Source organism: Streptomyces sp. NPDC097107 (assembly GCF_044762405.1).
Taxonomy (GTDB): Bacteria; Actinomycetota; Actinomycetes; order Streptomycetales; family Streptomycetaceae; genus Streptomyces; species Streptomyces thinghirensis.
On record NZ_JBIWEF010000028.1, the window covers coordinates 1 to 21040 of the forward strand.

General features: G+C 73.3%; 17 protein-coding genes and 1 pseudogene. 5 read left to right on the plus strand and 13 right to left on the minus strand.

Annotated features, from left to right (window positions below):
• Positions 1–356: 356 nt before the first annotated feature.
• On the minus strand, positions 357–1514 hold the full coding sequence (locus tag ACIQ1J_RS34770) for a glycerate kinase (protein ID WP_403563300.1): 1158 nt from the start codon (positions 1512–1514) through the stop codon (positions 357–359).
• Between the two features lie 149 nt (positions 1515–1663).
• Here ACIQ1J_RS34770 and ACIQ1J_RS34775 point away from each other — a divergent pair, with 149 nt between their 5' ends.
• From ACIQ1J_RS34775 to ACIQ1J_RS34790, 4 genes and pseudogenes are all read left to right on the plus strand, one after another.
• Positions 1664–2158, plus strand: a complete 495-nt coding sequence (locus ACIQ1J_RS34775) for an NUDIX domain-containing protein (RefSeq protein WP_403563302.1) — start codon at positions 1664–1666, stop codon at positions 2156–2158.
• A gap of 40 nt (positions 2159–2198) precedes the next feature.
• On the plus strand, positions 2199–2948 hold the full coding sequence (locus ACIQ1J_RS34780; protein WP_403563305.1) for an SIR2 family NAD-dependent protein deacylase: 750 nt from the start codon (positions 2199–2201) through the stop codon (positions 2946–2948).
• Positions 2949–2952: 4 nt separating this feature from the next.
• Complete coding sequence (locus ACIQ1J_RS34785; protein ID WP_403563329.1) at positions 2953–3291, plus strand: glyoxalase superfamily protein; 339 nt, start codon at positions 2953–2955, stop codon at positions 3289–3291.
• A gap of 102 nt (positions 3292–3393) precedes the next feature.
• Positions 3394–3474: pseudogene (locus tag ACIQ1J_RS34790) on the plus strand (phosphotyrosine protein phosphatase); the annotation flags it as partial.
• A gap of 257 nt (positions 3475–3731) precedes the next feature.
• Here the strand turns inward: ACIQ1J_RS34790 and ACIQ1J_RS34795 are convergent.
• The 3 genes from ACIQ1J_RS34795 to ACIQ1J_RS34805 form a co-directional block, all read right to left on the minus strand.
• Complete coding sequence (locus tag ACIQ1J_RS34795) at positions 3732–4214, minus strand: methylated-DNA--[protein]-cysteine S-methyltransferase (protein ID WP_403563331.1); 483 nt, start codon at positions 4212–4214, stop codon at positions 3732–3734.
• Between the two features lie 18 nt (positions 4215–4232).
• On the minus strand, positions 4233–5717 hold the full coding sequence (locus ACIQ1J_RS34800) for a DNA-3-methyladenine glycosylase 2 family protein (RefSeq protein WP_403563307.1): 1485 nt from the start codon (positions 5715–5717) through the stop codon (positions 4233–4235).
• A 106-nt stretch (positions 5718–5823) separates the two neighbouring features.
• The gene (locus ACIQ1J_RS34805; protein WP_403563309.1) at positions 5824–7734 is read right to left on the minus strand and encodes a heavy metal translocating P-type ATPase; all 1911 of its coding nucleotides are present in this window, start codon (positions 7732–7734) and stop codon (positions 5824–5826) included.
• Between the two features lie 57 nt (positions 7735–7791).
• On the opposite strand from ACIQ1J_RS34805, the gene ACIQ1J_RS34810 reads away from it, so the two are divergent.
• A complete protein-coding gene (locus ACIQ1J_RS34810) occupies positions 7792–8154 on the plus strand; it encodes a metalloregulator ArsR/SmtB family transcription factor (RefSeq protein ID WP_210962378.1) in 363 nt (120 codons plus the stop codon).
• Here ACIQ1J_RS34810 and ACIQ1J_RS34815 read toward each other — a convergent pair.
• The 9 genes from ACIQ1J_RS34815 to ACIQ1J_RS34855 form a co-directional block, all read right to left on the minus strand.
• Positions 8135–9013, minus strand: a complete 879-nt coding sequence (locus ACIQ1J_RS34815) for a DUF72 domain-containing protein (protein WP_403563311.1) — start codon at positions 9011–9013, stop codon at positions 8135–8137. The genes ACIQ1J_RS34810 and ACIQ1J_RS34815 overlap by 20 nt on opposite strands.
• 40 nt (positions 9014–9053) lie before the next feature.
• Entirely contained in the window at positions 9054–12968 is a 3915-nt protein-coding gene (locus ACIQ1J_RS34820; protein ID WP_403563313.1) for a glycoside hydrolase family 2 TIM barrel-domain containing protein, read from the minus strand.
• Positions 12969–13689: 721 nt separating this feature from the next.
• On the minus strand, positions 13690–14376 hold the full coding sequence (locus ACIQ1J_RS34825) for an ABC transporter ATP-binding protein (protein WP_403563315.1): 687 nt from the start codon (positions 14374–14376) through the stop codon (positions 13690–13692).
• Positions 14369–15355 (minus strand): ABC transporter ATP-binding protein, encoded by a 987-nt coding sequence (locus tag ACIQ1J_RS34830; protein WP_403563317.1) that lies wholly within the window; start codon positions 15353–15355, stop codon positions 14369–14371. The genes ACIQ1J_RS34825 and ACIQ1J_RS34830 overlap by 8 nt, the downstream gene beginning before the upstream one ends.
• The gene (locus ACIQ1J_RS34835) at positions 15352–16245 is read right to left on the minus strand and encodes an ABC transporter permease (RefSeq protein WP_210962372.1); all 894 of its coding nucleotides are present in this window, start codon (positions 16243–16245) and stop codon (positions 15352–15354) included. Before ACIQ1J_RS34835 ends, ACIQ1J_RS34830 begins: the two co-directional genes overlap by 4 nt.
• 5 nt (positions 16246–16250) lie before the next feature.
• The gene (locus ACIQ1J_RS34840) at positions 16251–17219 is read right to left on the minus strand and encodes an ABC transporter permease (protein ID WP_403563333.1); all 969 of its coding nucleotides are present in this window, start codon (positions 17217–17219) and stop codon (positions 16251–16253) included.
• Between the two features lie 32 nt (positions 17220–17251).
• On the minus strand, positions 17252–18835 hold the full coding sequence (locus ACIQ1J_RS34845) for an ABC transporter substrate-binding protein (RefSeq protein ID WP_403563319.1): 1584 nt from the start codon (positions 18833–18835) through the stop codon (positions 17252–17254).
• A 102-nt stretch (positions 18836–18937) separates the two neighbouring features.
• Entirely contained in the window at positions 18938–19447 is a 510-nt protein-coding gene (locus ACIQ1J_RS34850) for an O-acetyl-ADP-ribose deacetylase (RefSeq protein ID WP_403563321.1), read from the minus strand.
• Between the two features lie 57 nt (positions 19448–19504).
• Positions 19505–20914 carry a phytoene desaturase family protein gene (locus ACIQ1J_RS34855; RefSeq protein WP_403563323.1) on the minus strand — a complete coding sequence of 470 codons (1410 nt, stop codon included), beginning with the start codon at positions 20912–20914 and terminating at the stop codon, positions 19505–19507.
• Between the last annotated feature and the right edge of the window lie 126 nt (positions 20915–21040).

Genomic DNA, 21040 nt, shown 5'->3' on the forward strand with positions numbered 1-21040 from the left:
GATGTCTTGGAGTGACATCCCTCTTCTACAGCAGCTCCGCTGCCTTGTTCACCGGCCTTGACGAACAAACCCCCGCCCTAACTGAACGGCGTTGCCACTAGAACTGAAGGGTTGGGTCCGGGGCCCTTCTGTTCGTGTGCGCCCGGCGCCGGTGTGGGCCTTGCTGAGGGCTCCGCCCTCAGACCCCCGGCCTGTTCTCCACCCACCGCCCGACTCGGTTGGGACAGAGGCGGCCACACCAGGTCGCTCAGCCCGTCCGGCGTTTGCGGACGAGGCCCGTTCAGGGCCGAAGCGGGGGTCCGGGGGCGGCAGCCCCCGGGTACGGGAAGGGTGGGGGCGGCGGGAGCGAAACTCCCCTACGCCAGGAAGTCCCGCGCGATGCGCTCCGCCACCCGCTCCAGGATCGGCCCCGCCTCGGCGATGCACTTCGCCACGTCCGGCTCCACATCCGTCAGCGGATACGCCCGCCGGATCCCGGCCCGCCCCAGCGCCTCCGCCGGCAGCGCCAGCCGCCCGCACACCGCGACGACCTCCCTGCCCGCCGCCCGCGCCGCCGCGGCCACACCGGCCGGGGCCTTCCCGTGCAGGGTCTGCTCGTCCAGCGAACCCTCCCCCGTGATCACCAGGTCCGCCCGTTCCAGCGCCGGCGCGAAGCCGAGCACGTCCAGCATCACCTCGATGCCGGGCCGGAACCGCGCCCCGAGGAGCATCGCGCCGAACCCGATGCCGCCCGCCGCGCCCGCGCCCGGTGAGGCGGCGTACTCGGCCGCCCGCGCGCCCACGGTCTCCGTCTCCTCCAGCACCCTCGCGAAGTGCGCGAGGGCCGCGTCCAGGGCAGCCACGTCCTGAGGAGAGGCCCCCTTCTGCGGTCCGTAGACCGCCGGGGCGCCCTTGGGCCCGGTCAGCGGATTGTCGACGTCGCTCGCGAGCACCAGCTCGACGGCGGCGAGCCGCGGGTCCAGCCCGGTCAGGTCGGCCGAGGCCAGGTCGGCGAGGCCGCCCCCGCCCGGCGCGACCGGCTCCCCGTCACTGCCCACGAACCGCGCGCCGAGCGCCGCCAGCATCCCGGCGCCGCCGTCGGTGGTCGCGCTGCCGCCGACTCCGAACACGATCGTCCGCGCCCCCGCGTCCAGCGCGGCCCGCAGCAGCTCGCCCGAGCCGTGCGTGGACGCGGTCAGCGGCGCGAGGACGCCGGCCGGCAGCCGCTGGAGGCCACTGGCCTCGGCCATCTCCACCACCGCGGTGTCGCCGCGCAGCGCGAACGCGGCCGTCACCTCGTCGCCGAGGGGCCCGGCGACCCGTACCTCCCGGCGCTCGAACCCGGCCGCGACCGCCGCGGCCACGGTGCCGTCGCCGCCGTCGGCCACGGGCAGCGCCTCGACGGCGAGGTCCGGTACGACACGGCGCAGTCCGGCCGTCACCCGCTCGGCCACCTCGACGGCCGTCAGCGACCCCTTGAACTTGTCCGCGGCGACGAGCACCCGGCGGGTCCCGTCCACTGCAGCGTCAGCCACCTTGCTCTCCCCTTGCTCTTCGAGCCTTGCGCACGTCAAGGCAGTCGCGCCGCTGCGACCTTAACCGGAGGACGGCCACGCCGTCATGCCCTGCCCGCACCCTGGAACGGCCGGGGCGGGGCGGGACCGGGGCTCGTTACGCTTTCGGGATGACCACTCCTGACTACGCCGCCTACATCGCCGGGCTCCCCCGCGTCCTCGCCGGTGCCGCCGCTCTCTTCCGCGACGCCGGGGGGCGGGTGCTGCTCGTCGAGCCCAACTACCGCGACGGGTGGGTGCTGCCCGGCGGGACCATCGAGTCGGAGGACGGGGAGACCCCGCGGCAGGGCGCAAGGCGGGAGACCCTCGAGGAGATCGGGCTGCACGTGCGGCTCGGCCGGCTGCTCGCGGTGGACTGGGTGAGCGGGACGGGCCGCCCGCCGGTCGTGGCGTACCTGTACGACGGCGGGATCCTGACCGAGGACGACCTCAAGGCGATCCGGTTGCAGGAGGAGGAGCTGCTGTCCTGGCGGCTGGTGCCGCGCGAGGAACTGGGCGATCACCTGCTCGGCGCGCTGCGCGGCCGGGTACTGGCCGCACTGGACGTGCTGGCGGACGGGTCCGGAGCGGCCGAGCTGGAGAACGGAGTCCGGGTCGGCCGATAACCGTTCGCCGGGCGCACCCCGGCGTCCTACCCTCGACCGCATGACCAGCAAGCCCCTCGTCGCCATCCTGAGCGGTGCCGGCATCTCGACGGACTCCGGCATCCCCGACTACCGCGGGCCGAACGGGCTGTGGCGGCGCGATCCGGAGGCCGAGAAACTCGTCACGTACGAGTACTACATGGGCGATCCGGAGATCCGGCGCCGCTCGTGGCGGATGCGGCGCGCGAACGGGGCGCTGCGGGCCCGGCCGAACACGGCGCACCGGGCGGTGGCGGAGCTGGAGCGGTCCGGCGTACCGGTCCGGGTGATCACGCAGAACGTGGACGGTCTGCACCAGCTCGCCGGGCTCTCCGCCCGCAAGGTCCTCGAACTGCACGGCACCGCGCGGAGTTGCGTGTGCACCGGCTGTCACGCCCGGGAGCCGATGGAGGACGCGCTCGCCCGGGTCGAGGCCGGCGAGGACGACCCGCCGTGCCTGGAGTGCGGCGGCATCCTGAAGCCGGCGACCGTGATGTTCGGCGAGCGGCTCGACCCGGTGGTGCTCGGCGAGGCGGCCGCCATCAGCAAGGCGTGCCAGGTGTTCGTCGCCGTCGGCAGCAGCCTCCAGGTGCAGCCCGCGGCCGGACTGGCCGGCGTGGCCGCCGACCACGGTGCGCGTCTGGTCGTCGTCAACGCCGAACCGACCCCGTACGACGAGCTCGCCGACGAGGTCGTCCGGGAGCCGATCGGGACCGCTTTGCCCGAGCTGCTGCGCGGGCTGGGCGCCGGGAGGGACACAGAAGGTGACTGAGCGCGTGGACGAGGAGGTCATTCCGATCCTGCGCGTGGCCGACGCCGCCGCGGCCGTGCGGTGGTACGCGCGGCTGGGCTTCGCCGCGCAGTGGGAGCACCGCTTCGAGCCGGGTCTGCCGGCGTTCGTGGAGGTCGCGCGCGGGCGGGTGCGGCTGTTCCTGTCGGAGCACACCGGGGACGCCCGGCCGGGCACCCTGGTGTATCTGCGGGTGGCCGACGTCGACGCGGTCGCCGCCGAGTTCGGCGGGCGGGTCGAGGAGGCGCCGTGGGCGCGCGAGGTCGAGCTGCGCGACCCGGACGGCAACCGCCTCCGGGTCGGCACACCTCGGCCCACCGAGTGAGTGAGGTGACCGGTCCGTGGCCGGAAGGCTTTCGCCCCGTCTCACCGAGGTCGTGGACGCGCTGCCCCAGACGCCGGGGCGCGGGTCCTGGAGATCGCGGCTGACTGGCGGTTGGCGGATCCGGCAGGCCAGGGCGTCGAGGCCGTCCGCCCCGTCCGCGACGAGATCGAGGCCGGGTGCCGCCGCGCGGGCGGTGGCGGCACGGCTGGTGTCCGGGGAGGTCCTCGCCGCCGGCCGTTCGGCGCGGGCGATCGCGCCGTCGGAGGCCGGCTCGGCCCGGGAGATCGCCTCGGGCCGTATCAGTGTGCGGTGCGTCGCGGCGGAGGAATTCGTCCGGGAGCCCGGGGAGGGGCCCTTCGACCTGGTCTTCGCGGTTCGCGTCGCCGTCCACGGACAGCCGGCCTTGCGCGAGAGCCCTCCCTCCCGGGGATGCGCGGTGACTAGAAGAGCGCCGAGCCCCGTTCGAAGTCCAGCAGGCGCTGCTTGCGTTCCAGGCCGCCGCCGTAGCCGGTGAGGCCGCCGCTCGCGCCGATGACGCGGTGGCAGGGGACGATGATGCCGATCGGGTTGCGGCCGTTGGCGAGGCCGACGGCGCGGGAGGCGGCCGGGTTGCCGAGGGCGTCGGCGAGTTCGCCGTAGGTGCGGGTCTCGCCGTACGGGATCTCGCGCAGCTGGTCCCAGACCGTGCGTTGGAACGGGGTTCCGTTCAGGCGCAGGTCGAGGGTGAAGTCCTTCAGTTCACCGGCGAAGTACGCCGTCAGTTGCTCCTCCGCCTCGGCGAACGGACCGTCGTCGGCCGCTCCGAAGCTCTCTTCCGCCGGGCGGTGGCGCTGGTCGGTCATGTAGAGGCCGCACAGGACGCCGTCCTCGGCGACGAGCGTGAGAAGTCCGTACGGGCTGTCGACGACGGTGTGCTGTTTCAGGGTTACCACGGCATTTCCTCACACGGGCAGGAAGTTGATCGGGTGGCTGTCGGTGGCCCACAGGTACTGGACGGCGTACGCCCGCCAGGGCCGCCAGGCCGCCGCGCGGGCGGTGAGCGCCGCCGGTGTCGAGGGCAGACCCAGCTCTCCGGCGGCGCGGCGGATGCCGAGGTCGGTGGGGAGGAAGGCGTCGGGGTCGCCGAGGGCCCGCATCGCGATGACGTCGGCGGTCCAGGGGCCGAAGCCGGGGAGGGCGAGGAGCCGGGCCCGGGTCTCGGCCCAGTCGCACTCGACGCCGAGGTTGAGCGAGCCGTCGGCCAGGTGGGAGACGAGGGTGGTGAAGGTCGTGCGGCGGGTGCGGGGCATCGCCAGGGTCTCGGGGTCCACCGCCGCCAGCGCCGCCGCCGGCGGGAAGAGGTGGGTGAGGCCGCCCTCGGGGTCGTCGACCGTGTCGCCGTGTGCCGTGACCAGGCGGGCGGCGTGAGTGCGGGCGGCGGCGGTGGAGACCTGCTGGCCGAGCACGGCCCGTACGGCGAACTCCGCCTCGTCGACCGTGCGCGGGACGCGCCGGCCGGGTGCCTTGTCGACCAACGGCGCGAGCAGCGCGTCGGCGCGCAGCTGGTCGTCGATGGCCGCCGGGTCGGCGTCCAGGTCGAGCAGGCGCCGGCAGCGGCTGATGGCGACGGTCAGGTCGCGCAGGTCGCTGAGGGTGAGGCGGCAGGCGATGTGGTCGGAGTGAGGAGTGAGGGTCACGATGCCGTGACCGTACGGGAGGCGCAGGGTGCGCCGGTACGCGCCGCCCCGCCACTCCTCCACGCCGGGTACCGCGGTGGCGGCGAGGTGCCCGAAGAGGTTGTCGGGGTTGAGCGGGGTGCGGAACGGGAGGCGGAGGGAGAGGGCGCCGGGGGCGGTGCCGGCGAGGCGGTGCTTCGGGGCGCGGGTGCGCAGCTCGCTCGGGGAGAGGGCGTAGACCTCGCGGACCGTGTCGTTGAAGGCGCGGATGGAGGAGAAGCCGGCGGCGAAGGCGACCTCCGCCATCGGCAGCGGGGTCGTCTCGATGAGCAGCCGGGCGGTCTGGGCGCGCTGGGCGCGGGCGAGCGCGAGGGGACCGGCGCCCAGCTCGGCGAGGAGCTGGCGTTCGACCTGCCGGGTGCTGTAGCCGAGCCGGGCGGCGAGACCGGGCACGCCCTCGCGGTCCACGACGCCGTCGGCGATCAGTCGCATGGCCCGGGCCGTGAGGTCGGCGCGCTGGTTCCACTCCGGTGAGCCGGGGCTGGTGTCCGGGCGGCAGCGTTTGCACGCCCGGAACCCGGCCTGCTGGCAGGCCGCCGCGCTCGGGAGGAAGGTCATGTTCTCGGGCTTGGGCGGCACCACCGGGCAGCTGGGCCGGCAGTAGATGCGGGTCGTCAGGACAGCCGTGAAGAACCAGCCGTCGAAGCGCGCGTCCTTCGACCGGACGGCGCGCGCGCAGCGCTCGGTGTCGGTGTGCATTCCCGTCTGCATGCGTCCAGGATGGTCCACCTGCCGGGCCGGGGCTGGCGGAAATCCGACATGGACGCCACGCTTCCTGGGCTCCGCCGGATCGCCTTCGTCGCCCCGAGCGCCCTGGTCACCCGGATCGCCATGCCGACTCGCGCAGCAGCCGCAGGCCGTTGAGGCCGACCAGTACGGTCGAGCCCTCGTGCCCGGCGACGCCGAGCGGCAGCGGGAGGTGCCCGATCAGGTCCCACAGGACGAGGGCCGTGATGAACGTCCCGGCGATGACCAGGTTCTGCAGCACCAGTCGGCGCGCGCGCCGGGACAGCCGTACGACGGCGGGTACGGCCGCCAGCTCGTCGCGCACCACGATCGCGTCGGCCGTCTCCAGGGCCAGGTCGGAGCCGGCACGGCCCATGGCGACACCGGCGTGGGCGGCGGCGAGCGCGGGGGCGTCGTTGACGCCGTCGCCCACGAAGAGCACCTTGCGGCCGGCCCGCTCCCGTTCCCGTACGGCCTCGACCTTGCCCTCCGGCAGCAGGTCCGCGCGGACGTCGGTGATGCCGGTCGCGGTGGCCACGCGGGCCGCCGCGGGCGCGTTGTCGCCGGTGAGCAGGGTGGCGGCGGTGCCGGTGAGGTCAGCGAGCGCGGCGGTGGCCGGGGCGGCGTCGGCGCGGAGGCGGTCGGTGAGGGCGAGGGTGCCGAGGGGGGTGCCGTCGCGGGTGACCCGGACGGTGGTCTCGGCGCCCTCGGGCTGCTGAGCACGGCCGACGTGCACCTCGTGGCCGTCGACGACCGCGGTGACGCCGAGCCCGGGAGCCGCGGTGAAGTCCCGTGCGGACGCGATGCGCAGGCCGCGTGCGCGGGCGGCGGTGACGATCGCGCGGGCCAATGGGTGCTCGCTCGGGTGCTCGGCGGCGGCGGCGAGCGCGAGGAGGGCGTCCTGGTCGAGCCCGGAGCCGGGCAGCGGGCGTACGGCGGTCACCTCGGGGGTGCCCTCGGTGAGGGTGCCGGTCTTGTCGAGGGCGACGGCGTCGATCTCGCCGAGGCGTTCCATCGCGACCGCCGACTTCACGAGGACGCCGTGCCGGCCGGCGTTGGCGATGGCGGACAGCAGGGGCGGCATCGTCGCGAGGACGACCGCGCAGGGTGAGGCGACGATCATGAAGGTCATGGCGCGCAGCAGGGCCTCCGTGAGGTCGGCACCGAAGGCGAGCGGGATACCGAAGACCGCGAGGGTGGCGGCCACCACGCCGACCGCGTAGCGCTGCTCGATCTTCTCGATGAACAGCTGCGTCGGGGCCTTGGTGCGGGACGCCTCCTCGACGAGGGTGACGATCCGGGCGATGACCGAGTCGGCGGGGTCGCGTTCGACGCGGACGCGCAGGGCGCCGGTGCCGTTGAGGGTGCCGGCGAAGACGTCGTCGCCGGGGCGCTTGAGGACGGGCAGGGACTCGCCGGTGATGGTGGCCTGGTCGACCTCGCCGGCGCCGTCGACGACCGAGCCGTCGGCGCCGATGCGCTCCCCCGGCCGGACCAGGAGCAGGTCGCCGACGGCGAGGCCGGCGGTCGGGACGGTCTCCTCGCGGTCCCCCCGCACGCGGGTCGCGGTGGGGGGCGCGAGGTCGAGCAGGCCGCGCACGGAGTCGGCGGTGCGGGCGGTGGCCAGAGCCTCCAGGGCGCCGGAGGTGGCGAAGATGACGATCAGCAGGGCGCCGTCGAGGACCTGCCCGATGGAGGCCGCTCCGAGTGCCGCGACGATCATCAGCAGGTCGACGTCGAGGGTCTTCTCGCGCAGCGCCCGCAGGCCCTCCAGCGCGGGCTCCCAGCCGCCGGCGGCGTACGCGACCGCGTAGAGCGGGCCGTACGTCCAGGCGGGGGCGCCGCCGAGATCGAGGGGGAACGCCAGCAGGAACGTGACGAGGGACGCCAGCGCCCAGCGGGCCTCGGGCAGGGCGAGGACGCGGGTTCGGCTGCGGGGCACCCGGTGGACGGGCGCGGGGACCGGGGTGGGGGCAAGCGTGGTGGACACGCGGCACACCATACAGGAACAGATGAAGACTCATTCATGCGTTCATGTGTGGCGAGTAGGATGAACCGTATGGGTCACGGAGCCGCCACCACCGCGCAGGACGCCACCGCACGCCTGCGTCTGGACGCGGACAACGTCACCAAGGTCGCCACCACGCTCCAGGCGCTGTCCACGCCCTCCCGGCTGCTGATCCTGGCCCGTCTGCGCGAAGGCCCGCTGCCCGCGACCGAGTTGGCGGCGGAGGTCGGCATGGAGCAGTCGGCCTGCTCGCACCAGCTGCGGCTGCTGCGCAATCTGGGCCTGGTGGTGGGTGAGCGACGTGGCCGGTCGGTGGTGTACGCGCTGCACGACGACCATGTGGCCGGGCTGCTCGACCAGGCCGTGTACCACGTGGAGCACCTGCGGCTGGGAATCAGCGACGCGGCGGAGTGAGCAGCCCGCGCATGGTCTCGGCGGCGCGTACGGCGGCGTCCGCGCAGCAGTTGTTGAACAGCACGTGCAACTCGTCCGTCCGCCGGGCGGCGCGCCGCAACCAGGGTGCCCAGGCGGCGAGTTCGGTGACATCGTAGTCGTACCGGAAGCGGTCCTCCTTGCCGCCCCTCCCCCAGGCCGTGCTGCGGCCGTGGAACCGTACGACGGCGAGGCCGGGACGGGTCACCGGGGCGATGGGCGGCAGCGACGCGGGCATGCCCTGGGCCATGTCGGTGCCGACGGCCGACGCGCCCAGGCCGGACAGCAGCGCGTGGGTGGCGTCCGCCCGTCGCGGCTCCCACCACCCCGGGTGGCGGAACTCCACGGCGAGCGGCCAGCCCTCCGTGCGCAGGGCGCACCCTTCGAGCGTCGCCTCGGCCGGGGCCCCCGGGGCGAACCACGGGGGAAACTGGAACAGCACGGTGCCGAGCCGCCCGGCCTCGCGCAGCGGCTCGACCGCCTCGGCGAAGCGCCCCCACACCTCGTCCAGCAGGCCCTCACTCGCCTGCCCGCGCCGCAGCGGGCCCGGGTCGGCTCCGCGCAGGTCCGCGGGCAGGGCCTCCGCGCGCGTGGGATGGCCGGTCAGCAGGGAGAAGGCCTTGACGTCGAACCGGAAGCCCTCCGGCGTACGCTCCACCCAGAGCTCGCTGTTGCGCCGGCTCGGCAACGCGTAGTACCCGGCGTCCACTTCGACGACGGGCAGCCGGGAGGCGTAGTGCCGCAGCCGCCCCTCGGCGTCCCGTCGCCCGCGCGGGTACCAGCCGCTCCCGAGGAGTTGGCGGTCCGTCCAGGAGCATGCTCCGACCAGTACGTCACCCATGGGAGCCCGGGTTGCCCCGGACTCCCCGTTCATCCCTCGGTCACCCGGTCGCCGTGGGCCGGCGCGAGGCCGCCATCGCCTCCTTCACGTCCGTCAGCGGGCGCAGCCGGTAGGTGTAGGAGTAGTCCCGGTCGGCGAAGAGCTTGAACTCGTCGTGCGTGTGCGCGCCCCAGCTGTTGTCGCCGCCGACGCCCATCTGGCGGTGGCTCAGCCGGAGGACGACGGCGTCCCGCGGCGTGAGCTGGTAGTCGTGCCGCACCCCGGCCGACAGGTCCTCCGGCGTGAAGTGGGAGGCGTTGGCCTCCAGCAGGGGCTCGCCCGAGGCGAGCAGGCCCACCCCGTCGCCGTCGGTGAGGGCGATCCACCGGACGTCGGTCTTGTTGCCGTTCTCCTGCGGACGGATGTACGGCGTCCACTGCTCGGCGACGGTCCCGGAGTACAGGCCGACGTCGGTGCCGGTGTTGCGGTCCCAGTGGTTCTCCTCGGGGCCGCGCCCGTAGTAGTGCAGGCGGTCCAGGCCGCGCGGCAGGAACAGCATCGTGCCGACCTCGGGGAGGTACGGCAGGTTCGCGGCCCCCGGGTGCAGCGTGTTGTCGACCTTGATCTCGCCGTTGCCGAACACGGTGTACGTGGTGGTGTACGCCGACTCCACGGTGGTGGGCAGGGTGCCGCTGACCTTGATCTCGACGGCCCGGTCGCCCAGGTTGCGTACGGCGACGTCCGTGACCTTGCGCCGGGCGCCCGCGTCCCGCCAGGTCTGGTTGCGGGTGTGCTGGCCGTTGCCGTGGTCGTTGTCGGTGGGCGCGCGCCAGAAGTTGGGCACCGGCCCGGAGGTGATCAGCCGCCTGCCCTTCGCCTCGTACGAGGTGATGGTGCCTGCGCGCTTGTCGACGGTGACCGAGAAGCCCCGGCCGTCGACCGTGACCGCGTCGTCGCCGTCCCGGTGGCGCAGGGACGGCACCCGGTCCAGCGGCACGGGAGCCACCGCGCGGACGTCCGCGTGGAGGGCGAGCTGCGCCCTGGCGACCTCGAAGCCCGCCTTCGCCCAGGGGGTGGCCTCCTTGGTGGTGAAGGACAGCCGGAGGAAGTACTCCGTGCCCGGTGCCGGATCGCTCGGCAGCCGTACGGGCACGGTGATGTCCTTCCTGGACAGCGGCTCCACGTCCAGCCGGCGGCGGTCGAGCCGTCCGCGCCGCACCGTTTCGCCGTCGGCGACCAGTTCCCAGCGCCCGTCGAACTCGCGGAGGTTGGTGAACAGGTACTCGTTGACGAGCGTGACCGCGCCCGCGCCGCCGGACCGCTGCTCGACGCCGACCGCCTGGTAGACCCGCTTGACCTCGGCGGCCTTGCCGGTGTGGCCGCGGTCGGCGAGGACGATGCCGTCGGCGACGAAGCAGCCGTCGTTGGGGTTGTCGCCCCAGTCGCCGCCGTACGCGAAGAAGGTCTTCTCCTTCGGCCGCTCCCTGTCGACCTCGACGGTCTCCGCGTCGAACCAGAAGCGCACGCCGTCGGCGCCGGGGCCGCGGTCGGCGCCGGCCAGTTCGGCGGCGCCGAGGGCGCGGGCGTAGACGCGGGCGCGGCGGATGGTGCCGCTGAACTCGCGGGTCTGGTTGTCGGCGTCGGTGGCCAGGGCCAGGGAGGCCGTGTTACTGGTGGGCCGCCGGTCGGTGGTGCGGGTCGCCCGCCGCTCGCCGTCGACGTACAGGGTGAGGGTGCCGGCCTCCGCGTCGAAGACGCCCGCGATGTGGTGCTCGCGGCCGGTCCAGTCCTCCGGCACCGTCCAGGTGGCGGTGATCCACTGACCGCCGGAGTGGATGAAGAACTCCAGCGTGCGGTTGTTCTGCTTCAGCGCGTACTGGGTGTCGCCCTTGGTGAGGATCGGCTGGTGGTAGCCGGTCACGTCCGGGGTGACCCAGGCCTCCAGGGTCAGCGAGCCGGTGAGGTCCAGGCCCTCGTCGCGGGCGAAGACCGTGCCGCCGGACAGGCCCTTGCCGCGCTCGAAGGTGCCGGAGGCGGCGAGGATCTCACCGCGCAGGCCGGCCGGCCCCTCCTCGGTCAGCAGCGTGCGCCGCGGCACGGGCCAGGTCAGCGACTGGTCGACGAAGTCCCAGATCCAGCCGCCCTGGAGCACGTCGTGGGCGCGCACGACGTCCCAGTACTTCTTGAAGTTGCCGTTGGAGTTCCCCATCGCGTGGGAGTACTCGATCATCACGTACGGCCGGGTGTCGGAGGTGTCCTTCGCCCGCTGCTCGACGCGCTGCGGGCTGTCGTACATCTCGGAGCGGATGTCGCTGATGCCCGGCCGGTCGTCGCCCTCGTACTGGATGACGCGGGTGGGGTCGTAGGAGCGGATCCAGTCGTGCATGGCGGTGAAGGTGCTGCCGCCGCCCGCCTCGTTGCCGAGCGACCAGATGACGACCGAGGCGTGGTTCTTGTCGCGGTGCACCATGTTCTGGGCGCGGACCACGCAGGCCTCGGTCCAATCGGGGTGGTCGCCGGGGTACTCCCCGCGGATGCCGTGGGTCTCCAGGTTGGTCTCGTCGACGAGGTAGAGGCCGTACTCGTCGGCGAGTTCGTACCACAGCGGGTTGTTCGGGTAGTGCGAGGTGCGGACGCTGTTCATGTTCATCCGCTTGATGATCCCGATGTCCTCGACCAGGTCGTCGCGGGTGAGGGCCGTGCCCCGGTCCGGGTGCATCTCGTGGCGGTTGGTGCCCCGGAAGGAGACGGGCTTGCCGTTGATGCGCATCAGCCCCTCCTTGAGCGCGAACTCCCGGAAGCCGACCCGGTGGGACAGGGTCTCGACGACCTTGCCCGCCGGGTCCCGCAGGCGCAGTACGGCCGTGTAGAGGTCCGGGTGCTCGGCCGACCACAGCCTGGGTTTCGGTACGGCCTTCGTGGCCCGTACGGTGACGTCCTGGCCGGCGCCGACCGTGCCGAGGTCGGCCGTCTGGTTCAGCGGGCGGGACCAGACCGCGTGGCCGCGCGCGTCGTACAGCTGGGTCTCGACGGTGTACTTGCCCGCGTCGCCGCCGTCGCCGTACGCCCGCACGCTCGCGGTGACGGCCAGCTCGGCATCCGTGTACGTGTCGTTCAGCGGGGTGTCCAGCTTGAAGTCGCGCAGGTGCACGGCCGGCGTGGAGTACAGGTAGACCGAGCGGAAGATGCCGCTCAGCCGGATCATGTCCTGGTCCTCCAGCCAGTCTCCGTCGGAGTAGCGGTACACCTCCACGGCGATCTGGTTGGTGCCGGGCTTCAGGTGGTCGGTGATGTCGTACTCGGACGGGGTGAAGGAGTCCTCGTCGTAGCCGACCAGTTCGCCGTTGATCCACACGTAGTGCGCGGACTTGACGCCCTCGAAGTGCAGGAAGGTGCGGCGGCCCGTCCAGTCCCGCGGGACGGTGAAGGTGCGCCGGTACTGGCCGACCGGGTTGTAGCGGGTCGGCGCGGCGGGCGGCTGCGGGTCCTCGCCGAGGCCGTTGGGACCCGAGTACGGGTAGGTGATGTTGAGGTAGATCGGGAAGTCGTGGCCGTGCAGCTGCCACACGGACGGCACCGGGATGGTCTCCCAGTCGCGGTCGTCGGTGTCGGTGCGGTGGAAGTCGGCGTCCCGGTCCTCGGGGCGGTCGGCGTAGGCGAACTTCCAGGTGCCGTCGAGACCGATCCGGTAGGGCGAGCGGGTGCGGTCGCCGGCGAGGGCCGCTCTCACGTCGGCGTACGGCATGAGCGTGGTGTGCGGTGGCTCGGTGCCGAGCCGGAAGACACCGAAGTCGTTCCACTCCGGGGGCTCGTCGGCCGCCACGCGCCGGCCTGCCCCGTGCGCCGCGACGGGCGAGGCGGACAGGGCGAGGGCGCCGAGGACGGCGGCGCTCCCCTCCAGGAGACGGCGGCGGCTGACGACCGGGCGGGACGGGCGGGCCGGGGATCCGGCGGGTGACACGGGCGAGTGCGGCATGACCGTGGCCTTCCGTGGGCTTCGGGGGCGGCTCAACGCACGGTGCTGTGAAAGCAGTTGAGGTGGGGGTGGATCGCAACTGCCGGTGACGCAGCGGCTACTGAGTCAGGCACACCCTAGAACCCGAACACAACCGAATCAATTACCCCGTCGGACTTTGTTGGTTCCTGGTGAGGGTCTCAGGTGTCCTGTGCGGGGTCCGCGGAGACGCTTGATCTGGTCGTAGGCGTTACGCAACCGGCGCGAGATGCGCTCGCCCGGTCCGCGGCAGGCCTTGCGATGTGCGGCACGCCGTTCCAAGCACAGAAGTTGCGCCTTCTCCCCGCTGGTCAGCCACTTGTCACGGTCCGCCGTTCCGTCCACCTGGTGTGCGGTCCGGCCATGGTCGAAGTGATGGCCGTCGGAGGGGGCCAGAGGCAGCTTCATCCCGGCGTCGAGGTCTTCAGGTGCCGCCTGCGCGGCCTGCGCGGGCGGGACGGCGAGCCAATCGAGATCCTGGTGGGCACGGCGGATCGCCGCGTCCGCTGCGGCCAGGGAACGCCTGTCCTTCGGCAGCGTGGTCCACCAGTCGCGGAGCAGGTTCCACGAGACACGGACTGCGTGCGCCTGGCCATCGACGACCCGGACCTGTGCGGGGCAGTGCCATCCGAGCGTGATACCCGAACTGCCGCTACACCCGAGCACCCGCCATATTCACTCGATCACTCCCACATTTCGCCTTCTAGCGGATGGCCGCATCGTCGGCAGAGACCGCAGCGGTCAGAGTGGCCCATTCGACGGTGCGGTCGCACCAGCGGTCGAGCAGGACGCGGTCGTGACCGACGGCCAGCAACCCCGCGCCGGTGGCGGCCCGGTACTCCTCCACCACGCGGACCAGGGCGGCGGTGGTCGAGGCGTCGAGCATCGCCGTCATCTCGTCGCACACCAGCCAGCGCGGGCGCAGCACGAGGGCGCGGGCCAGGCAGGCGCGCTGCAACTGGCCGTCACTGACCTCGTGCGGGCGCCTGCTCAGCAGGTCGGTGGTCAGCCCGACGGTGGCGGCCAGTTCGGCGACCCGGTCGGCGATGCCCTCGCGCCGGCCGGTGGCGCGCAGCGGTTCGGCGATCAGGCCGGTGAGCGCCAGCCGGGGGTCCGCGGAGAGCCGGGCCTGCTGGAAGACGACGCCGAAGGCGGTGCGCTGCTCGCGCGGCGCGCGGTGGCGCCAGCGCCGTACGGGCGTGCCGTCGACCACCAGGGTGCCGGCGTCGGGGTGGTGCAGCAGGGCCGCCACGCGCGCGAGGGTGGACTTGCCGCAGCCGCTCGGACCGAGCAGCCCGACGGCCTCGCCCGGCGTGATCGACAGGGATATGTCCCGGATCACGGGCGCGTTCCCGGCGTATCCGGCGGTGATGTCGCTCAGTTCAAGCACGGTCGGCGGCCTCCGTGAGCGCTGCGTGCGGGTGGTGGCAGGCGACCGTGCCGGTCAGCGGCGGCAGCGTGGTGCAGGAGCCGGTCGCCCGCTCGCAGCGGGCGGCGAAGGCGCAGCCGCCCGGGAGGGCGCCGAGTTCGGGCGGCAGGCCGGGGATGGGAGTGAAGGCGCGGTCGGGCAGGGCGTCGAGCAGGCCCCGGCTGTAGGGATGGCGCGGGCCGGGGGTGCCGAAGAATTCACCGGCTTCGGCGAGTTCGACGATGCGGCCGGCGTACATCACGGCGATCCGGTCGGCGATGCGCTCGGCGGCGGCCAGGTCATGGGTGATCATCAGCAGGGCCCGGTTCTCGCCCCCCGCCCTGTTGTCGACATGTCGCCTCAGCTCGTCGACGGTGCGGTCCACCAGGTCCCGGTCGAGTCCGGTGGTCGGTTCGTCGGCGAGCAGCAGCGGGGCGTCGCCGACCAGGGCGAGGGCGGTGGCGGCGCGCTGGGCGAGACCGCCGGAGAGCTCGTGCGGGTGGTGGTCGAGGTGGTCCACCGGGAACGCGGCGCGCTCGGCGGCGGCCTCCGCGGCCCCGCGCAGGGCCGCACGGCCGCGGACCGCGGTGTGTGCCGCGACCGTCTCCTCCAACTGGGAGCGAACGGTGCGGACCGGGGTGAGGTGAGCGGCCGGACTCTGCGGGACGAGGCCGATCAGCCTGCCGCGCACGGTGCGGGCGAAGGTCCGCTCGTCGGCGGCGAGCAGGTCCAGCTCGCCGAGCAGCGCGCTGCCCGCGGTCCGAGCGTTGCCGGGCAGCAGTCCGAGCAGGGCGGAGGCGAGGACGGACTTGCCGCAGCCGCTCTCGCCGATCAGGGCCAGGCACTCGCCGGCCGCCACGTCGAATTGGGCGTCGGTGACGGCGGCGACGCGGCGCCCGCCCGGCATCAGGAAGCGCACCGACAGACCGCGTACCGACAGCACGGGGGCTCGCTCGGTCACAGCATCAGCTCCGATCGGCGGCGGGGGTTGATCCGCTCCCGCCAGGCACCCGCGAGACCGGCGACGGCGAGGGTGGGGACGATGAGGAACAGACCGGGGAAGAGGGTCGGCCACCACTGCCCGGCGAGCAGCGATCCCCGCGCCTCCTGGATCAGGTTGCCGAGACTCGCGGTGTGGGTGGGCAGCCCGAGCCCGAGGAAGGACAGCGCCGACTCGTGCCACATGGCGTGCGGCACCATCAGTACGGCGGCCAGCGCGGCCTGGGGCAGCACGCCCGGCAGCAGATGCCGTACGGCCACCCGCCACCGGGACGCGCCGCCGGAGACGGCCGCGTCGATGTAGGGGCGCGAGCGCAGCGACAGCACCTCGGCGCGGACGATGCGCGCGGTGGAGAGCCAGTGGGTGAGCGCGACGGAGATCACCACCGGCCAGACGCCCGGCCGGAACATCGCGACGATGAAGATCCCCAGCAGCAGGTGGGGAACGGAGGCGATGGTGTCGACGACCCGCATGACGGCCCGGTCGACCCAGCCGCCCAGCGCTCCGGCGGTGGCGCCCACCGCGGTGCCGACCACGGTGGCCGTCAGCGCCGCCGCCACCCCGACGAGCAGGGAGACGCGCAGGCCGTACACGCAGCGCAGCAGCAGGTCGCGGCCGACGTCGTCGGTGCCGAACGGGTGCTCCCAGCTGGGCGGTTGCAGCTTGGCGGCCAGGTCGACGGCCTGCTGGTCGAGCTGGACCAGCGGCGGCACGAGCAGCACGGCGAGGACGGTCACGGTCAGCAGCGCCGCGGAGGTGCGCAGGCGCAGGGTACGAGTGGAGCGGCGGTCCGTGCCGTGGGACCGCCACACGGTGGGCCGTTCCGCCTTCTCGGCTGTGATCTCAGCCATGGGACTCACATTTCACTGAGTTCCACCCTCGGGTCGAACAGTCCGTAGAGCAGGTCGGCGAGCAGGTTGCCGGCGAGTACGGCGGCGGTGGCGAGGGTGGTCAGGGCGGCCAGCAGCGGGAAGTCGACGGCGGTGGCCGCCTCGACGGTGGCCGCGGCGATGCCCGGCCAGCTGAAGACGCTCTCCACCAGCAGGGCGCCGGTGATGAGTTCGGGAACGCGGGAGCCGATCAGCGTGAGCACCGGCAGCAGCCCCGAGCGCAGGGCGTGCCCGAACAGGACGGTGCCCTCCCCGATGCCGCGGGCCCGCGCGCCGCGCACCGGGTCCTCGGTGAGGGCGTCGCCGACGCCCTGGCGCACGTAGAGGGTGAACCAGGGCAGCTGGGAGACGGCGAGCACGCCGGCCGGCAGCACGATGTGGCTCGCGACCTGTCCGAGGGTGACCTGTTCGCTGGCGGTGTCCGTCAGGCCGCCGGCCGGCAGGACGTCCCACTGGAGGGCGAACAGCCACACGGCGAGCAGCGCGATCCAGAAGACCGGCGCCGCCTCCAGCGTGTAGGCGAGCGAGGTGACGGCCCGGTCGAGCATCGACCCGGGGCGGCGGGCGGCCAGCACACCGAGGAGCGTGCCGACCAGGACGGCCACGGCGAAGGCGACGGCGCACAGCAGCGCGGACCACACGAGGCGTTCCCCGATGACCTGCGCCACCGGCTGGCGCATCACCCCGGATTGGCCGAGGTCGCCGGTGAGCGCCGAGGCCAGCCAGTTCCACCAGCGGACGACGAAGGACTGGTCCACGCCGAGGTTGTCCCGCAGCCGGTCCAGGGTCTCCTGGTCGGCGCCGAGCGCGGCGGTGCCGGCGTAGGCCTTGACGGGATCGAACGGGGAGGCGGCGGCGATGGCGAATACGCCGAAGGTGACGACGAGGACGACGGGGACGGCGAACAGCGCCCGCCGTCCCGCGAGGCGTGCCATCGCTTCCCAGGGCAGCCGTCCGGGAGACCGGGTCATTCCTTCGGCTGCCAGTCCTCGATGTTCCACCAGGGGCCGCTGGCGAAGCCGTGCTCGTGCGGCTCCAGCTGCGTGGTCAGCCCGTCCCAGTGGTCGGCGAGGACGTAGAGGTGGTCGATGTGGGTGAGGAAGGTGTAGCCGGGGTTCTCGACCAGGGCCCGCTGGATCTCGTCGTAGGCGGCCTCGCGCTTCTTCGGGTCCTGGCTGCGGCGGCCGGCGTCGAGTGCCTCGTCGACCGCCTCGTTGTCGTAGCCGGCCATGTTGTTGAAGCCGTCGCCCGCGAGGGAGGAGTGCAGCAGGGTGTAGAGGCCGAAGTCCGGGTCGCCGACGCTGCCGAAGCCCGCCAGGACCGCTTCGTTCTTCATCCGCGGCTCGATGACCTCCCAGGTGGCGCCCTCCACCTTCACCTCGATGCCGGCCTTCTTGGCGTCGGAGGCGTAGGCGAGCGCGTGGTCCTGGCGGACCTTGTCGCCCGAGGGGTAGTACAGGGTGAACGAGGCGCGCTGTCCGTCCTTGGCACGGACGCCGCCGGAGCCCGCCTTCCAGCCCGCCTCGTCCAGGATGCGCTCGGCCTCGGCGAGGTCGTGCGGGCGCTCGATGCCGCGCACGTACCAGGGGTCGTCGGCGGGCAGCGGCCCGTACGCCGGCCGGCCCGCGCCGTCGAGGATCTTGTCGACCATGGCCTGGCGGTCCACGGCGGCGTCCAGCGCCTGCCGGATGGCGCGGTCGCCGGTGACCTTGCCGGTGGTGGGCAGGGTGACGGCCCGGAAGTCGTAGGACCTGGCCCGGTACGTGCGCCTGCCGTCGTCCTTCTTGAAGGTCGCGGCGAGGTTGGGCGGCAGGACGGCGCCGTCGAGGTCGCCGGAGCGCAGCCGGGTGGCGCGGACGTTGTCGTCGGCGATGATCGCCATGGTGAACGACTTCACCGCGGGCTTGCCGCCCCAGTAGTGCGGATTGGCCTTGAAGGTGAGCTTCTCGCCCTTGCTCCAGTCGGCGAGCACGTACGGGCCGGTGCCGACGGGCTCGGTGTTGAAGGCACCGGTGTTGGGGTCCTGCTCGCCCGCGATGTGCTCGGGGACGATGGGCAGCACCGTGCGGGCCGCGAAGGCCGCGTACGGATACTTGAGGGAGAAGACGACGGTGTCGTCGCCCTTCGCGCGGACGTCCTCGACGGCGTCCAGTTCACTGCGGGCGGTGTTGTTGGTCTTCGCGTCGAGGACGGTGCGGTACGTGTAGACCACGTCCTGGGCCGTCAGCGGTTCGCCGTCGCTGAACTTCACGCCGTCGCGCAGGGTGTACGTGTACGTCCTGCCGCCGTCGGCGATCTTCGGCAGCGCGGTGGCGAGCGCGGGCTTCAGCTTCAGGTCGGTGTCGCGGGCGAGCAGCCCGTCGAAGACCTTGGAGTTTCCGTCCTTGCCGTAGCCGAGCAGGGGGCTCAGCGTGTCCGGCTCGGAGGCCACGCCGATCACGACGGACTCGGCGGCCTTGGCGTCGCCGCCGCCTCCGGGTGCCGAGCAGGCGCTCACGCCTGCGGCCAGGGCGGCCGATGCGGCGGCCGCTCGTATCCGACGGGTTCTCATGTTCCCCCCACGCTTGCTGCAAAAGAAATGCTATTGCACATCAATGGCAATTGAAGCGTCAAGCCGGGCCGACCGGCGGCCGGAGGAGGCGGGCACCGACCATCAGCCCAGTCGCGAGGCGAACGCGGCGTGGGCGCGAATGTCGAACAGGACGAACCGGACCTCTTCGACGGCGGTCGGGGTGTTGCGTACCGTCTCCACGGCGATGCGGGCCGCGTCGTCCATCGGCCAGCGGTAGACGCCGGTGGAGATGGCGGGGAAGGCGACCGTGCGGGCGCCCAGCTCGTCGGCGAGGCGCAGGGACTCGCGGTAGCAGGAGGCGAGGAGTTCGGAACGGTCCTCGGTCTCACTGTGCACCGGGCCCACCGTGTGGATCACCCAGCGCGCGTCCAGGTCACCGGCCGTGGTGGCGACGGCCCGGCCGGTGGCCAGGCCCTTGCCGAGGTGCCCCGCGCGGAGCTTGCGGCACTCCGCGAGGATCTCGGGGCCGCCGCGCCGGTGGATGGCGCCGTCGACGCCGCCTCCGCCGAGCAGGGAGGAGTTGGCCGCGTTGACGATCGCGTCGGCGCTCTCGCGGGTGATGTCGCCCTGGACGAGCGTGATGGTGGTCATGGCTGTTCCCCCGATCAGTGCTGTTTCGTCGTCACGCCTGTTCCCCGGACACGCCGGTCACGTCTGCCGCAGCCTGCGCCAGACGGCCTTCGCCGCGTTGTGCCCCGACATGCCGTGCACTCCGGGGCCCGGCGGCGTTGCCGACGAGCAGATGAAGACGGCCGGGTGCGGGGTGGCGTACGGGAAGAGGGACAGCTTGGGACGGAGCAGGAGCTGGAGGCCGGAGACCGCGCCGGAGGCGATGTCGCCGCCGACGTAGTTGGCGTTGCGGGCGGCGAGTTCGGGCGGGCCCGCGGTGGCGCGGGCGAGGACGCGGTCGCGGAAGCCCGGGGCGAAACGCTCCAGTTGACGCTCGATGGCGTCGGTGAGGTCGCCGGTCCAGCCGTTGGGGACGTGCCCGTACGCCCAGAAGACGTGCTTGCCCTCCGGGGCCCGGGTGGGGTCGGCGACGCTCGGCTGCACGGTGATGAGGAACGGCGCGTCGGGTGCCCGGCCCTGGCGGGAGGCCGCGTTCAGTGCCGCGCCGATCTCCGCACTGTCGGCGCCGATCTGCACGGTGCCGGCGGTGCGGGGCTCCTGGGCGGTCCACGGGACGGGGCCGTCCAGCGCATAGTCGATCTTGAAGACGCCGGGGCCGTACCGGAAGTCGGCGTAGTGGTTGCCGAGGCCGGCGATGCGGGCCAGGGCCGTGGGCGAGGTGTCGAAGACGTAGGCGCGCGCGGGCGGCAGATCGTCGAGGCGCTTCACCTCGTAGTCGGTGTGGACGGTGCCGCCGAGATCCTCGAGGTAGGCGGCGAGGGCGTCGGAGATGCCCTGCGAGCCGCCGCGGGCCACGGGCCAGCCGCGGGCGTGCGCGGCGAGGGCGAAGACCAGGCCTATGGCGCCCGTGGCGAAGCCGCCGAGCGGGGCCATGACGTGCGCGACGAGCCCCGCGAAGAGGGCCTTGGCCCTGTCGTCGCGGAAGCGGCGCATCAGCCACGTCGACGGGGGCAGGCCGGCCAGGCCGAACCGGGCGAGGGTGACCGGGTCGCGCGGCAGCGCGGTGAGCGGAAGGGACATGAAGTCCCGGGCGAGCGTGTCCCACCTGGGGAGGAAGGGCTCGACCAGCCTGCGGTACGCGCCCGCGTCGCGCGCTCCGAAGGAGGCGGCCGTCTCACCGACCGACCGGGACAGGACGGCGGCCGAGCCGTCCGGGAACGGATGCGCCATGGGCAGCCCGGCGTGCAGCCACTCCAGCCCGTACCGCTCCAGGGGCAGGGCGCGGAACGCCGGCGAGTTGATGCCCAGCGGGTGCGCGGCGGAGCACGGGTCGTGCCGGAAGCCCGGCAGGGTCAGCTCCTCCGTGCGGGCCCCGCCGCCCACGGTGCCCCGCGCCTCGAACACGGCGACCGAGAAGCCGCGCCGGGCCAGCTCCACGGCAGCGGTCAGTCCGTTCGGTCCCGCACCCACTACGACCGCATCGAGCATCGACGCCACCTTCGGACCCCTTCGTCAGCCGATGGCCACTGGGGATCAGGATATGCCCGGGAGCGGGCGGGACGGGCGGGACGGGCGGGGCGGTGGGACGGGATCCGGCGGATGACGCGTCGCACA

Excerpts from the sequence above, each read along its gene's own strand:
- ACIQ1J_RS34775 (WP_403563302.1), top strand. The coding sequence starts at position 1,664 with ATGACCACTCCTGACTACGCCGCCTACATCGCCGGGCTCCCCCGCGTC.
- ACIQ1J_RS34780 (WP_403563305.1), top strand. The coding sequence starts at position 2,199 with ATGACCAGCAAGCCCCTCGTCGCCATCCTGAGCGGTGCCGGCATCTCG.
- ACIQ1J_RS34800 (WP_403563307.1), bottom strand. The coding sequence starts at position 5,717 with ATGCAGACGGGAATGCACACCGACACCGAGCGCTGCGCGCGCGCCGTC.
- ACIQ1J_RS34805 (WP_403563309.1), bottom strand. The coding sequence starts at position 7,734 with ATGGTGTGCCGCGTGTCCACCACGCTTGCCCCCACCCCGGTCCCCGCG.
- ACIQ1J_RS34810 (WP_210962378.1), top strand. The coding sequence starts at position 7,792 with ATGGGTCACGGAGCCGCCACCACCGCGCAGGACGCCACCGCACGCCTG.
- ACIQ1J_RS34815 (WP_403563311.1), bottom strand. The coding sequence starts at position 9,013 with ATGGGTGACGTACTGGTCGGAGCATGCTCCTGGACGGACCGCCAACTC.
- ACIQ1J_RS34820 (WP_403563313.1), bottom strand. The coding sequence starts at position 12,968 with ATGCCGCACTCGCCCGTGTCACCCGCCGGATCCCCGGCCCGCCCGTCC.
- ACIQ1J_RS34835 (WP_210962372.1), bottom strand. The coding sequence starts at position 16,245 with ATGGCTGAGATCACAGCCGAGAAGGCGGAACGGCCCACCGTGTGGCGG.
- ACIQ1J_RS34840 (WP_403563333.1), bottom strand. The coding sequence starts at position 17,219 with ATGGCACGCCTCGCGGGACGGCGGGCGCTGTTCGCCGTCCCCGTCGTC.
- ACIQ1J_RS34845 (WP_403563319.1), bottom strand. The coding sequence starts at position 18,835 with ATGAGAACCCGTCGGATACGAGCGGCCGCCGCATCGGCCGCCCTGGCC.
- ACIQ1J_RS34850 (WP_403563321.1), bottom strand. The coding sequence starts at position 19,447 with ATGACCACCATCACGCTCGTCCAGGGCGACATCACCCGCGAGAGCGCC.
- ACIQ1J_RS34855 (WP_403563323.1), bottom strand. The coding sequence starts at position 20,914 with ATGCTCGATGCGGTCGTAGTGGGTGCGGGACCGAACGGACTGACCGCT.